Origin of the sequence: Microbacterium esteraromaticum (assembly GCF_017303215.1) — a bacterium.
GTDB lineage: Bacteria > Actinomycetota > Actinomycetes > Actinomycetales > Microbacteriaceae > Microbacterium > Microbacterium esteraromaticum_C.
Genome location: NZ_JAEMWU010000002.1, coordinates 265,863 through 279,015, shown reverse-complemented (window position 1 = coordinate 279,015; position 13,153 = coordinate 265,863). Strand labels below are relative to the sequence as shown.

The window sequence follows — 13,153 nt, the reverse complement described above, 5'->3', positions numbered from 1 at the left end:
GCCAGGACGACGTACTCAGCCGGCTGTGCCCTCGAAGCGGTAGCCGAGACCGCGCACCGTCACCAGCATCACCGGGTCACCCGGGTTCTTCTCGATGCGGGAGCGGATGCGCTTGATGTGCACATCAAGAGTCTTGGTGTCGCCGAAGTAGTCGCTCCCCCAGACCCGGTCGATGAGCTGCCCGCGGGTGAGCACACGACCCGAATTGCGCATCAGCACCTCGAGCAGCTCGAACTCCTTCAGCGGCATGCTGATCTCGTCGCCGTCCACGGCGACCGTGTGCCGGTCGATGTCGAGCACCACGCGTCCGCCTTCGAGCACGCGCTCGTCGAGCTCCGCCTCCGGCTGCACCACGCGGCGCAGCACGGCACGCATGCGGGCCAGCAGCTCGCGCGATGAGTACGGCTTGGTGATGTAGTCGTCAGCCCCGAGCTCGAGCCCGACGACGATGTCGACCTCCGAATCCTTCGCCGTGAGCATGATGATCGGCACCGACGAACCCTGCCGCACCTGGCGGCACACCTCAGTACCCGGCATGCCCGGCAACATCAGATCAAGCAGGATCACGTCGGCACCCCGCTCGCGGAACGCATTCAGCGCGCCGGGACCGTCCTCGCAGATCTCGACCTCGTAGCCTTCTCTGCGCAGCAGGTAGGCGAGCGGGTCAGCCAGGTCGGGTTCGTCCTCGACCAGCAGGATCCGGGTCATGCGTTCTCTCCGTTTCGTGCCGCGACAGCCTTCGCGGCGCTCTTGTCCGTGCGCTTCTTCTTGCTCTTCTTGGTCTTCTTCTTGCCGGTGTCCGGCGCCTCGATCCGCGGCAGGCGGATCGTGAAGGTCGACCCCCGTCCCGGCCGCGACCACAGTCGCACCTCTCCGCCGTGCCGCTGTGTCGCGTGCTTAACGATCGACAGCCCGAGCCCGGTGCCCCCGGTGCGTCGCGAGCGGGCTTCGTCGGCGCGGTAGAAGCGCTCGAAGATGCGCTCAGCATCCGCTTCCGCGATACCGATTCCCTGATCTGCGACGGCGATCTCGACGATGTCGTCGACGACCTTGACGCCGATTCCCACGCTCGAGCCCTTGGGCGAGTAGACGATGGCGTTCGCGATCAGGTTGCCGACGGCCTCGACGAGCACCTGTGCGTCACCCCGCACCCATGCGCCCCGCTCGCCGCCACGAGTCAGCGTCACCCCCGCCGAATCGGCCTGCACCAGGTGTGCCTCGACCGAGGCCGCGACAACCTCATCGATCGAGATCGGCCGGACCTGTGCCAGAGTCTCGGCGGCCTGCAGTCTGGCCAGGCTCAGGATGCGACCGGTGAGCTGTCCGAGGCGACCGGCTTCGGCTGCGATCCGCTTGGCGAACACGCGCACCTGGTGCGGGTCGTCGGCCGCCGACTCGATGGCCTCGGCAAGAAGGCTGACCGAAGCGACCGGCGTCTTGAGCTCATGGCTGGTGTTGGCGACGAAATCGGTGCGCATCTGCTCGAGGCGCTCCCGCTCGGTGACATCGCGGATGATCAAGAGAGTCAGCTGCGCACCGATACGACTCGACCGCGCCGACACCAGGCGCGGGTCGAGGCTTCCGCCCACGGCAAGACGCAACGTGTCGGCCGCGGTGTCCCCGTCATCACGCGCATTGCGCACGAGCCGACGCAGATCGGCGTTGTCGAGCACGGCCCCCGGACGGATCCCGAACCGCTCGGCGGCATGGGACATCGCGACGACCACACCCGAAGCGTTGAGCACGCAGGCCGGATCATCCATGCCCCGCAGAACCTCGGCCACGCCAGCGGGCACCGCGGTGGACGTCTCTTGTGCGGCCAGCGCCCGGACGCGGTAGGCCCAGACGACCAGCAGCACGGTACCGGCCCCGATGATCGCGCCGATGGCGAGTGCGAACAGCGCGAGCTGGGGCGAATCCATGGCTCCAGCGTACGGGGATCGCGCGGCTTTGCCTGCCGTTCAGCGCGCCGTCATGCGGCGGGAAGGCTAGTATTCACATTCCGGGCACCGTTCGTTAACCTTCGGCGAACACAATCGTGTCGACCTCGCGCGAGCGTGCCCCTCAGGCACCCGTGCCCGCGCACTCACCGTGCCGAGTCCCCGACGAAAGGTTGCGCGACATGCGCCAAGTGTTCCACCAGTCCCTCGAGGACCTGCAGGCGAAGCTCACCGAGATCGCCGACCTCGTCACGATCGCCATCGAGAAGGCGACCACCTCGTTCGCCGAGAGCGACGTCGCACTGGCTGACGAGGTCATCGCCGACGACGCCAAGATCGACGAACTCGCCGTCGCGCTCGACGAGCAGGCCATCGAGATCCTGGCGCGCCAGCAGCCGGTCGCCCGCGACCTGCGCATCGTGATCACCGCGCTGCGCGTGAGCGCATCGCTCGAGCGCATGGGCGACATGGCCGAGCACATCGCTCAGCTCGCCCGCCTGCGCTTCCCCGAGCGCGCCGTGCCGAAGGGCCTCAAGGGCACCTTCCGCCGCATGGGAGAGCTCGATGTCGAAATCGCTCGCACGCTCGCCGACCTGCTGCGCACGCAGGACCTGCGCTTCGCCGACGCGATCCGCAACGCCGACGATGACGTGGACGAGCTGCACGCGCACGTCTTCGACAAGGTGCTCAGCGACAACTGGAAGGGTGAGGCCGAGGCCACCGTCGACGCCACCCTCGCGAGCCGTTACCACGAGCGCTTCGCCGACCACGCGGTCGCCGTGGCCAAGAAGGTCGTCTACCTCGCCACCGGCGACTGGGCGGTCGAAGAAGAGGACATCGCCCTCGCCGTCGAGGCACAGCTCTCGGCCCCTGGCGAGGACGCACCAGAGGCCTGATCCGCGGCATCCGCTGTTCGACACGACGAAGCCCCTCTGAATCCGCCCAGGATTCAGAGGGGCTTCGTCGTTGCGGGGATTACTTCTTGCCCTGCGCGGCGACAGCCGCGGCACCGGCCGCAGCGGCCTCAGGGTCGAGGTAGCGAGCCGGTCCGGTCGGCACGTTGTTCTCATCGAGTTCGTACACCAGCGGGATGCCGGTGGGAATGTTCAGCTCGGCGATGTCGTCGTCGCTGATGCCGTCGAGGTGCTTGACCAGACCGCGCAGCGAGTTGCCATGCGCGGTGACGAGCACCGTCTTGCCGGCTTCGAGGTCGGGGACGATCGCGTCCTCCCAGTACGGCAGCAGGCGGTCGATCACGAGCTTGAGCGACTCGGTGCGCGGCACGTCGCCGTCGATGCCCGCGTAGCGCGCGTCGTGCACCTGGCTGAACTCGCTGTCGTCGTCGAGCAGCGGCGGCGGCACGTCGAACGAGCGGCGCCAGAGCTGGAACTGCTCGGGACCGAACTCTTCGAGCGTCTGTGCCTTGTCCTTGCCCTGCAGCGCGCCGTAGTGACGCTCGTTGAGGCGCCACGAGCGGGTCACCGGAATCCACAGCCGATCGGCGGCATCCAGGGCGATGTTCGCGGTCTGGATCGCGCGGCTCAGCAGCGACGTGTGCAGCACGTCGGGCAGCAGCCCGGCTTCGGCCAGCAGCTCGCCACCACGGCGGGCCTCTTCTTTGCCCTGCTCGGTCAGGCGAACGTCCACCCATCCGGTGAACAGGTTGAGCTTGTTCCATTCGCTCTGGCCGTGCCGGAGCAGAATCAGGGTGCGCGTCATGCACCCAGCCTATCGGCCGGGCACGACCGGCTCAGCGGCTGTTGCGAGGATCCTCGCCCAGCGGTCGCCGCGACAGGCGCGTCAGACGCGGCACCTCGGCCGTGGCCCCGGCGTCGGCCGGCACGATGACCTGCTGCGCCGCCGCGATGTCGACGCCGTCAGCGCGCACGACCAGGTCGCCGATCGGCGCGCGTCGTGAGAGCATCGCCAACGCGATCGGCCCGTCCTCGTAGTGCAGCGCGGCGGACGTCACCTGACCGACCTCGGCGTCACCGGCCAGCACGGGCGATCCCGGCTGCGGCAGGGTCACCTCGCTGCCATCGAGGTGCAGGGCCGCGAGTCGTCGCGGCGGATGCCCGAGATTGTGCACCTTCGCGACGGTTTCCTGGCCGCGGTAGCACCCCTTGTCGAGGTGCACGGCGGAGCGGATCCAATCGGCCTCGTGCGGAATCGTGCGCTCATCGACCTCGTGCGACCAACGGGGGCGCCACGCGGCGACACGAAGAGCCTCCGCCGCCAGTGCCCCCGCGAACGGCCCCGTGAGCGCGTCCGCGTCATCGAGCACGGCGATCGTCCAGGCGTAGTCCGCGCCGGGATGCCCATCGACGGCGGCGTACTGGTGCCCGCCCGGCTGCACGCTCTGCCACGGGTCGTTCCAGACGAGCGCGTGGCCATTCGGAGCCGCCACGGCGACGCGGGCCTGCGCACCGCCTCCTGCGAAGAAACCCACCAGGACAGCATCCGACTTCACCGTGACGGTGACGCGGGAGCGGAAGACCATGCGCTGCAACCAGGTGGCCAGCGCATCGGCATCCGCACTGTCGGCGATCAGCCACGTCGCCGTGCCGTCCTCGAAGACGGCGGCGGCGTGCTCGACGCGACCCTGCGGGTCGAGCACGAGCAGCTCAGTGCTGGCACCCGCGGGCAGGCCCTTCAACGCCTGCGAGGTGAACGAGTCGAGCCAGGTGAGGCGGTCTGCGCCGGCGACCTCGATCAGGGTGCGATCGGTCAGCGGCACCAGAGCCTCGCCCGCGGCCAGCTGTCGCTGCTCGATGAGCGGGTTGCCGAAGTGGGCGATCACGTCGCCTTCACGGACGGCGCCGGGGATGCTGTCGAACACCGCCGACTCAGACCTTGGCCAGGCGGGCGGATGCGTGCGACTTCAGCGTCTCGCCCATCGCCGCGATGTCCCATGCCCAGAGCAGGTGTCCATCGACCAGGCCGTACATGCGGCTGGCTGCGGTGTACTGTTTTGCACCCGCTGGACGCACGACGGCATCCGTGGCGATGTCGATACGGGGGCCGGCGATGCGCCCGAGGTAGAGCTCGAGCGTGCCGTCCGAATGCGCGACCGAGACCTCGAGCGGGAAACCGTCGTCGGTACGCAGCGCCTCGACGTCGTCGACCGTGCGCTCGGTCGCGGCCTCGGCGGGAGGCAGGAGTGCGGGGCCGGGATCGGATGCCGTGCGCGGCCGTGCGAGGTGCCAGAAGCCGGTCTCGGACAGCAAGGCGATCGGCTCGTCCTGACCCTCAGTGCCGCGGAACGAGGCCGTGGCGGCGTAATTCAGGAACGGCCCGCCATCGTGGCTGAAGCTCACGCGATGGGTGAACTCGCCCTCGAAGCGCTGGTCGCCCGCGCTGTACTCGATGACGCCGGTGCCCTCCCAGACGCCGAGCAACCACGACAACGGTGCCAGATCGGCAGGCAGATCCGTGGGCAGTTCGATCATGATCGGCTCTGGATCAGCGCTGACCGCGGAACAGGTTCACCAGCACGACGCCGGCGACGAAGGCGATCGCGAGGCCCGCAAGGCCCAGCAGACCGAGGAAGAAGAGTTCGAGCGCGACGATGTCCATGCCCGACAGTCTAGTCACCTGTCACGCAACCCGGTCGCGTCAGAACGCCGAGACGAGTGTCGCGACGCCGAAGGCCGCCGACACCATCCCCATCAGCACCAGCGATCCCACGATGCTCGCCGATACCCGCACGACGAACCCCTGCGGACGGGCATACGCCAGCTGCACGGCGAACGACAGCAACACGACACCACCGAAGGCGATCAGCAACCAGCCGATCCGGGTGTCGGCCGGCAGCAGGAATCCCAGCAGGATCGCCGTCACCGCTGCCACGCCCAAGACGGCGATCACGCCGTGGAACGCGTTGCGCGGAGCGAGTGCCACTTCTTGCATGACGCCATCGTACCCGTCACATACCCGCACCCGTCTGACGCATTCCTCCGACGGCGGGACGCACCCGACTAACATGTGTGCGTGGCCGTGTTGGTGGTACTCACCCCGGCTCCCGATGCGGAGCCGGTGCTGCCAGCGCTCGGGTTGCTCGCCCACAGCATCCGCCATCACCCGATCGAGCCGTCCCGTCTGCTATCGCTCCCCGAGTGCGCGGCGATCGTCGTGGACGGCCGCGAAGACCTCGTCGCGGCCCGAGCCGCCTGTCGTCTGTTGCAGACCGCGGGCGGCGAGGCGCCGGTGCTGCTCGTGGTCACCGAGGGCGGCATGAGCGCGATCTCCACCGAATGGGGCTTCGCCGATGTCGTGCTGGCCACCGCGGGCCCCGCCGAGGTCGATGCCCGCCTGCGTCTCGCACTGACCCGGCCCGACGCCGAGACACCCGTCAGCGTGCAGGCATCCGGGATCACGATCGACGAGCAGTCGTACTCTGCCAAGTTGCACGGACGTCCGCTGGACCTGACGTACAAGGAGTTCCAGCTGCTGCACTTCCTGGCGACACACCCTTCCCGCGTCTTCACCCGAGAACAGCTACTCAGCGACGTCTGGGGCTACGACTACTTCGGTGGCACCCGCACCGTCGACGTGCACGTGCGTCGCCTGCGCGCCAAGCTCGGCGACGCCGAGCAGGTCATCGGCACCGTGCGCAACGTTGGCTACCGCTTCAATCTGAACGACGAACCGGGACAAGCGGCGGGCTGAGTTCTCCTGCTCGTAACCGACGGATGCAAGGATGTACCCCATGATCGATCACGTACTTGTCGACGCCGGACTCGAGGACGCCGAAGACGACGACTTCGACGCGCATGAGACCCCGGACTCGGTTCTGCCCGATCATCGCTACCACGACCGGGAACTGAGCTGGTTGGCGTTCAACCAGCGTGTGCTCGAACTGGCCGAGGACCCCACGGTCCCCGAACTCGAACGGGCGAACTTCCTGGCGATCTTCGCCAGCAACCTCGACGAGTTCTTCATGGTGCGCGTCGCCGGACTCAAGCGGCGCATCCTCACAGGGCTGGCCGTGCCCACCAATGTCGGCCGCGCGCCCTCCGACGTGCTCAGCGACATCTCGCGCGAGGCCCATGCGCTGCAGCTGCGGCACGCCGCCGTCTGGAGCGAACAGGTCAAGCCCGCACTGGCTGACGCCGGCATCGAGATCACCGACTGGGACGAGCTGACCGACGCTGAGCGCGCCGCGCTGGGCGAGTACTTCCAGGCGCAGGTCTTCCCCGTGCTCATGCCGCTGGCCGTCGACCCCGCGCACCCGTTCCCCTATATCTCCGGGCTCTCGCTGAACCTCGCCATCCGCATCCGCAACGCCCGCACCGGTCGCCAGGAGTTCGCGCGCCTCAAGGTGCCCTCGATGCTGCCGCGCCTCATCGCCGTCCCCGGCGGCGGGCAGATCGTGCGCTACATCCGCCTCGAAGACCTCATCGCCAACCACCTGGATGATCTGTTCCCGGGAATGGAGGTGCTCGACCACCACGCGTTCCGGCTGACCCGCAACGAGGACGTCGAGATCGAAGAGGATGAGAGCGAGAACCTGATCCAGGCGCTCGAAGCCGAGCTGCTCAGACGCCGGTTCGGTCCGCCGATCCGCCTCGAGATCACCGACGACATGGACGATGTGACGCTCGAGCTGCTCATCACCGAGCTCGACATCACCGACCAGGAGGTCTACCGCCTACCTGGGCCGCTGGACCTGCGCGGCCTGTTCGGCCTGTCGCGGATCGACCGCCCCGACCTGCGCTACCCGCCGCACCTGCCGACCACGGCCGTGGCGTTCCAGCCCGGCGACAGCAATGAGCGGCCCGACATCTTCCGGGCCATCGGCAAGTCCGATGTGCTCGTGCACCACCCCTACGAATCGTTCGCGACGAGCGTGCAGGCGTTCCTCGAGCAAGCCGCGCGCGACCCGCACGTCCTGGCCATCAAGCAGACGCTGTACCGCACCTCGGGCGACAGCCCGATCGTGCAGGCCCTCATCGACGCCGCCGAGGCCGGCAAGTCGGTGCTGGCACTCGTCGAGGTGAAGGCCCGCTTCGACGAAGCCGCCAACATCGTCTGGGCACGCAAGCTCGAGAAGGCCGGTGTGCACGTCGTGTACGGACTGGTGGGTCTGAAGACGCACTGCAAGCTGGCACTCGTGATCCGCGAGGAGGACGGCGTACTGCGCCACTACTCGCACGTCGGCACCGGCAACTACAACCCCAAGACCAGCCGCATCTACGAGGACTTCGGTCTGTTCACCGCCGACCCGCTCGTCGGACGCGACCTCACCCGCCTGTTCAACGAGCTCAGCGGCTACGCGATCGAGAAGAAGTTCAAGCGTCTGCTCGTGGCGCCCCTGCACCTGCGCAAGGGGCTGCTGCGTCACATCGACAACGAGCGCAAGCACGCCGAGGCCGGCCGCCCGGCACGTATCCGCATCAAGGTCAACTCGATGGTCGACGAGCAGATCGTGGACGCCCTGTACCGCGCCAGCATCGCCGGCGTGAAGGTCGAGGTGTGGGTGCGCGGCATCTGCGGCCTGCGCGTGGACCTGCCCGGCGTCAGCGACAACATCACGGTGCGCAGCATCCTGGGGCGCTACCTCGAGCATTCGCGACTGTTCATGTTCGACAACGACGGCGAGCCCATCGTCTACATCGGCAGCGCCGACATGATGCACCGCAACCTCGACCGGCGCGTCGAGGCGCTGGTGCGCCTTGATGACCCGGCGCACACCAAGGAACTGCACGCACTGTTCGATCTCGCCATGGACCCGCGTACCAGTTCGTGGCATCTGGGTGAGGGCGGGGTGTGGACGCGCGCCCAGTCGACAGAGGAGTCACCGCTGATCGACCTGCAGGACCGCATGATGGCGGCTGTGCAGGGACGCCGCCGTCGCAAGCAGACCCGTCGATGACCGACACCGCCGTCTACGCCGCCGGCGCCGTCGTCTGGCGGATGCTGGAGGGCAAGCTGCGCGTGCTGCTGATCCACCGCACGAAGTACCGTGATGTGACGCTGCCCAAGGGCAAGGTCGACCCGGGCGAGATGCTCGCCGAGACCGCGGTGCGTGAGGTTCGTGAAGAGACCGGCATTCGCGTCTGCCTGGGCGTTCCGGTCGGCGTGAGCAAGTACTGGATGCGCCCCAAGCGCCAGAAGGTCGTGCACTACTGGGCCGCCGAGGCGACCGATGACGCGATCCGCGCCTCATCCTTCGTCCCCAACGGTGAGATCGCCGCCATCGAATGGGTCAGCGTGAAGCAGGCGCGCCAGCGCCTGAGCTATCCCGTCGACATCGAGATCCTCGAGAACTTCGCACGGCTGGTCGAGGACGGCGTGCTGCACACGTTCCCGTTGATCGCGCTGCGCCACGCCAAGGCGATTGCGCGATCGGACTGGGACGGGCCGGACGCTGCGCGGCCGCTCACCGGCAAGGGCGCGCGCCAGGCGAAGGCGATCGTCGCGCCACTGCGGGCCTTCGGGGTGCGGCGCATCGTCACCAGCGACGCCGAACGGTGCCGGCAGACCGTGGCTCCGCTGGAACGCAAACTCGGGCGGGCCGCGCGCGTCACCGACAAGATCAGTCAGGATGCCTGGGAACACGGCACCGCCGATATCCGCTCCGTCATCGGACGCCGTGTGCGCTCGCGCAAGCCCGCTGTGCTGTGCAGTCACGGCCCCGTTCTGCCGGAACTGCTCTCAGAGATGGCACTGGCGACCGGCACCATGCGCGGGTCGTATGTCAACAGCGCGAGCGCACTGGCCATGTCCGCGTTCTCGGTTGTTCACCTCTCGGCAACCAATCCGGGGTCAGGGATCATCTCGATCGAGACCCATGAGCCGAAGGTCTAGCCGACAGCAGTCGTTCACCTTCCGTTCACCATCGTGGGAGAGTCTCGTTAACCGTCGCTCGTAGCGTCACTGTGTGCCCCGCACCAGGGCATCCACAAGTCCCCGATCGAACGGATCCACAGTGAAGATCTCCAGCATCGCTCGAATCGGCGCCATCGGCGCCGTGGCCGCACTCGCCCTCACCGGTTGCGCCGCGAACGAAGCCCCGGCTACCGAGGGCTCGACCTCCGACTCGACTTCGACGCTCGAGGGCACCCTGCGCGCCACGGGCGCTTCCTCGCAGGGCGCCGCCCAGGAGGCATGGGTCGCCGGCTTCCAGACCGCCAACAACGGCGTCACCGTCAACTACGAGCCCACCGGTTCGGGCACCGGCCGCGAGAACTTCCTCGCCGGCGCCAGCGACTTCATCGGCTCGGACCGCGCGTTCAAGCTCGACGAGTTCACCGAGGGCGGCTTCGGTATGTGCTCCAGCGACGCCATCGTCGAGGTGCCGCTGTACATCTCGCCCGTCGCCGTGGCGTTCAACCTCGAGGGCATCGACTCGCTCAACCTCGACGCCGCCACCATCGCGGGCATCTTCGCGGGCACCATCACCAACTGGAACGACGCGGCCATCGCCGAGCAGAACGAGGGCGTCGAGCTGCCCGACCTGGTGATCTCGCCCGTCCACCGCTCGGACGACTCGGGCACCACCGAGACGTTCACCACCTACCTCGCAGCGACCGCTGCCGATGTCTGGACCCACGAGCCCGACGGCGAGTGGCCCATCAACGGTGGCGAGGCCGCTCAGGGCACCTCGGGTGTCGTGCAGGCGATCACCGCGGGCAACGGCGCGATCGGCTACGCCGACGCATCGCAGACCGCAGAGCTCGGCCAGGTGCACGTCGGTGTCGACGGCGAGTACGTCGCGTACTCGGCAGACGCCGCCGCAGCGCTCGTCGAGGCCTCGCCGCTGGAGGAGGGCCGCGGCGCCGGTGACCTCGTCTTCGCCATCGACCCGGCCGCCGCTCCGGCAGGTTCGTACCCGATCGCCCTGGTCAGCTACCTGATCGCATGCGAGCAGTACGAGGACGCCAACACCGCTGCCCTGGTCAAGTCGTACTTCGAGTACATGGCCAGCGAAGAGGGCCAGCAGGCTGCCGCCGACAACGCAGGTAGCGCTCCCATCTCGGCCGGACTGCGCGACAAGGTCCTCGCCGCGATCGACACCATCAAGGTCGACTGATCCACGAGTTGAGCTGAATCCGATGCCCTCACGCCCCGCATAGGGCGTGGGGGCATCGGGCGGTCGACACCCCGACTCCGACACCACAGCATCCGATTCCACCCGAACAGCAGGAGAACATGACCACGACGACCAGGCCGGCACAAGCCGCGCCCCCGATCAAGGCCAAGCAGCGTCTCGGCGACCGGGTCTTCTCGGGCACCGCGCTCGGCGCCGGCATCACAATCCTCGTCGTCCTCGTGGCGGTCGCGGCGTTCCTGATCATTCAGAGCCTGCCCGCGTTCGCTCCCGACACGACCGACAACCACATCCTCGAAGGTGACTCGTTCTGGCAGTACGTCGGACCGCTCGCGTTCGGCACGGTCTGGGTGTCCTTCATCGCGCTGCTGATCGCCGCCCCGATCTCGATCGGCATCGCACTGTTCATCTCGCACTACGCCCCGCGCCGCCTCGCCGGCGTGCTGGGCTACATCATCGACCTGCTGGCTGCTGTGCCGTCGGTCGTGTTCGGCCTGTGGGGCGGTCTGGTACTCGCCCCGCTGCTGCAGCCGATCTACGCCTGGATGAACGAGAACATGGCCTGGGTGCCGTTCTTCGGCGGACAGGTCTCGTCGACGGGAAAGACGATCCTGACCGCCGCACTCGTGCTTGCCGTGATGGTCATCCCGATCATGACCGCGATCTGCCGCGAGGTCTTCCTGCAGACGCCGAAGCTGCACGAAGAGGCCGCGCTTGCGCTCGGCGCCACCCGTTGGGAGATGGTGCGCATGGCCGTGCTGCCCTTCGCTCGCGGCGGCATGGTCTCGGCGACGATGCTCGCTCTCGGTCGCGCCCTCGGTGAGACCATGGCCGTGACCATGGTGCTCTCCCCCGCTGCCGTCTACAGCTTCCTCGTGCTGACGGCGACCAACCCGACGCCGATCCCGGCCAACATCGCCCTCGCCTTCCCCGAGGCGCACGACACGGGTGTGAACACCCTGATCGCCACGGGCCTCATCCTGTTCATCGTGACCTTCGCGGTCAACGCGCTGGCGCGCTGGATCGTCGCCCGCCGCGCCGAGTTCTCGGGAGCGAACTGACATGACCATGCAGACCCCCGCCTCCGCCTCGCTCACCTCGGGCCGCCTGGCATCGTGGGCCCCGTGGGCCCTGCTGGCCGCGTCGCTCGTGCTGTCGGCCGCCGCGTTCGCGGTGACCGCTCCCAACGGCAACCTCGCCGACTTCAACATCGCCGGCGCCGTGATCACCGGCGTGCTGCTGTACATGGTGCTCATCACGGCCATGTCGGCCATCGCCGAGAGCCGCCGCAAGGCTGTCGACCGGCTGATGACCGCGCTGGTCGCCACCGCGTTCACCGTCGCGCTGCTGCCACTGATCTCGCTGCTGTGGACGGTCATCAGCAACGGCATCGCACGATTCGATGCCGAGTTCTTCAGCTACTCGATGCGCAACGTCGTCGGCGAGGGCGGCGGTATCGTGCACGCCATCTGGGGCACGGTGCTGATCACCCTGGTGGCGGCCCTGATCGCGGTCCCCATCGGCCTCATGACCTCGATCTACCTCGTCGAGTACGGTCGCGGGCGCATCGCCAAGGGCATCACGTTCTTCGTCGACGTCATGACGGGCATCCCGTCGATCGTGGCCGGTCTGTTCATCTACTCGGTGTTCGCCCTGCTGATCCGCCCCGGCATCTCGATGGGCTTCATGGGTTCGCTCGCGCTGGCCGTGCTGATGGTCCCGGTGGTCGTGCGAGGCAGCGAAGAGCTGCTGCGGATCGTGCCCAACGAGCTGCGTGAGGCCTCGTACGCGCTCGGCGTTCCGAAGTGGCTGACGATCCTCAAGGTCGTGCTGCCCACCTCGATCGCCGGTATCACCACCTCGGTGATGCTCGCCATCGCCCGCGTGATCGGCGAAACTGCTCCGCTGCTGCTGACCGCCGGGTTCACCGCCAGCCTGAACACCAACCTGTTCAGCGGGCAGATGATGACCCTGCCGGTCTTCGCCTACAACTCGTACATGAACCAGGGCACCAGCCCCGACGCCTCACTGGCTCGGGCGTGGGCCGCCGCGCTCACGCTGATCCTGATCGTCATGTTGCTGAACCTGCTCGGTCGCCTGATCGCGAAGTGGTTCGCCCCCAAGACCGCCGGCCGCTGAGCCGCATCCCGATTCCACCCGA

Annotated in this window: 13 protein-coding genes; 7 read left to right on the top strand and 6 right to left on the bottom strand. The window is 67.9% G+C overall.

The features are described from left to right. Positions 1 to 15: 15 nt before the first annotated feature. Together JF543_RS12565 and JF543_RS12560 are read right to left on the bottom strand one after the other, a co-directional pair. Positions 16 to 708, bottom strand: coding sequence for a response regulator transcription factor (locus tag JF543_RS12565; RefSeq protein WP_179410197.1), 693 nt, complete (start codon positions 706 to 708; stop codon positions 16 to 18). Next, positions 705 to 1,922, bottom strand: a complete 1,218-nt coding sequence (locus tag JF543_RS12560; protein ID WP_179410196.1) for a sensor histidine kinase — start codon at positions 1,920 to 1,922, stop codon at positions 705 to 707. Before JF543_RS12560 ends, JF543_RS12565 begins: the two co-directional genes overlap by 4 nt. Before the next feature lie 200 nt (positions 1,923 to 2,122). On the opposite strand from JF543_RS12560, the gene phoU reads away from it, so the two are divergent. Next, positions 2,123 to 2,836, top strand: a complete 714-nt coding sequence (gene phoU, locus JF543_RS12555) for a phosphate signaling complex protein PhoU (protein ID WP_179410195.1) — start codon at positions 2,123 to 2,125, stop codon at positions 2,834 to 2,836. A 79-nt stretch (positions 2,837 to 2,915) separates the two neighbouring features. Here phoU and JF543_RS12550 read toward each other — a convergent pair whose 3' ends face one another. The 4 genes from JF543_RS12550 to JF543_RS12535 all read right to left on the bottom strand — a co-directional run bounded on the left by JF543_RS12550 (position 2,916) and on the right by JF543_RS12535 (position 5,849). Next, positions 2,916 to 3,659, bottom strand: coding sequence for a phosphoglyceromutase (locus JF543_RS12550; protein ID WP_179410194.1), 744 nt, complete (start codon positions 3,657 to 3,659; stop codon positions 2,916 to 2,918). Between the two features lie 31 nt (positions 3,660 to 3,690). Then, the gene (locus JF543_RS12545) at positions 3,691 to 4,779 is read right to left on the bottom strand and encodes a folate-binding protein YgfZ (protein WP_206824584.1); all 1,089 of its coding nucleotides are present in this window, start codon (positions 4,777 to 4,779) and stop codon (positions 3,691 to 3,693) included. Between the two features lie 7 nt (positions 4,780 to 4,786). Then, positions 4,787 to 5,389 carry an FABP family protein gene (locus tag JF543_RS12540; protein WP_179410192.1) on the bottom strand — a complete coding sequence of 201 codons (603 nt, stop codon included), beginning with the start codon at positions 5,387 to 5,389 and terminating at the stop codon, positions 4,787 to 4,789. Positions 5,390 to 5,555: 166 nt separating this feature from the next. After that, positions 5,556 to 5,849, bottom strand: a complete 294-nt coding sequence (locus JF543_RS12535) for a hypothetical protein (RefSeq protein WP_206824583.1) — start codon at positions 5,847 to 5,849, stop codon at positions 5,556 to 5,558. An 81-nt stretch (positions 5,850 to 5,930) separates the two neighbouring features. Between JF543_RS12535 and JF543_RS12530 the strand changes: the two genes are divergently transcribed. The 6 genes from JF543_RS12530 (at position 5,931) to pstA (ending at position 13,131) form a co-directional block, all read left to right on the top strand. After that, positions 5,931 to 6,608 carry a response regulator transcription factor gene (locus JF543_RS12530; RefSeq protein WP_224818761.1) on the top strand — a complete coding sequence of 226 codons (678 nt, stop codon included), beginning with the start codon at positions 5,931 to 5,933 and terminating at the stop codon, positions 6,606 to 6,608. A 40-nt stretch (positions 6,609 to 6,648) separates the two neighbouring features. Continuing rightward, positions 6,649 to 8,814 carry an RNA degradosome polyphosphate kinase gene (locus tag JF543_RS12525; RefSeq protein ID WP_206824582.1) on the top strand — a complete coding sequence of 722 codons (2,166 nt, stop codon included), beginning with the start codon at positions 6,649 to 6,651 and terminating at the stop codon, positions 8,812 to 8,814. Continuing rightward, positions 8,811 to 9,749, top strand: a complete 939-nt coding sequence (locus tag JF543_RS12520) for an NUDIX hydrolase (protein WP_179410189.1) — start codon at positions 8,811 to 8,813, stop codon at positions 9,747 to 9,749. The genes JF543_RS12525 and JF543_RS12520 overlap by 4 nt, the downstream gene beginning before the upstream one ends. Positions 9,750 to 9,870: 121 nt before the next feature. After that, on the top strand, positions 9,871 to 10,974 hold the full coding sequence (locus tag JF543_RS12515) for an extracellular solute-binding protein (RefSeq protein WP_179410188.1): 1,104 nt from the start codon (positions 9,871 to 9,873) through the stop codon (positions 10,972 to 10,974). A 119-nt stretch (positions 10,975 to 11,093) separates the two neighbouring features. Then, positions 11,094 to 12,053: a phosphate ABC transporter permease subunit PstC gene (gene pstC, locus JF543_RS12510; RefSeq protein ID WP_179410187.1), complete on the top strand. Its 960-nt coding sequence runs from the start codon at positions 11,094 to 11,096 to the stop codon at positions 12,051 to 12,053. A 1-nt stretch (position 12,054) separates the two neighbouring features. Then, entirely contained in the window at positions 12,055 to 13,131 is a 1,077-nt protein-coding gene (gene pstA, locus JF543_RS12505; protein ID WP_179410186.1) for a phosphate ABC transporter permease PstA, read from the top strand. The last annotated feature ends 22 nt before the right edge of the window (positions 13,132 to 13,153 follow it).

Bases quoted from the DNA above. Each gene is read 5' to 3' on its own strand.
- JF543_RS12560 (WP_179410196.1), bottom strand. From the start codon at position 1,922: ATGGATTCGCCCCAGCTCGCGCTGTTCGCACTCGCCATCGGCGCGATC.
- pstC (WP_179410187.1), top strand. From the start codon at position 11,094: ATGACCACGACGACCAGGCCGGCACAAGCCGCGCCCCCGATCAAGGCC.
- JF543_RS12540 (WP_179410192.1), bottom strand. From the start codon at position 5,389: ATGATCGAACTGCCCACGGATCTGCCTGCCGATCTGGCACCGTTGTCG.
- JF543_RS12565 (WP_179410197.1), bottom strand. From the start codon at position 708: ATGACCCGGATCCTGCTGGTCGAGGACGAACCCGACCTGGCTGACCCG.
- JF543_RS12550 (WP_179410194.1), bottom strand. From the start codon at position 3,659: ATGACGCGCACCCTGATTCTGCTCCGGCACGGCCAGAGCGAATGGAAC.
- JF543_RS12535 (WP_206824583.1), bottom strand. From the start codon at position 5,849: ATGCAAGAAGTGGCACTCGCTCCGCGCAACGCGTTCCACGGCGTGATC.
- JF543_RS12525 (WP_206824582.1), top strand. From the start codon at position 6,649: ATGATCGATCACGTACTTGTCGACGCCGGACTCGAGGACGCCGAAGAC.
- pstA (WP_179410186.1), top strand. From the start codon at position 12,055: ATGACCATGCAGACCCCCGCCTCCGCCTCGCTCACCTCGGGCCGCCTG.
- JF543_RS12520 (WP_179410189.1), top strand. From the start codon at position 8,811: ATGACCGACACCGCCGTCTACGCCGCCGGCGCCGTCGTCTGGCGGATG.
- phoU (WP_179410195.1), top strand. From the start codon at position 2,123: ATGCGCCAAGTGTTCCACCAGTCCCTCGAGGACCTGCAGGCGAAGCTC.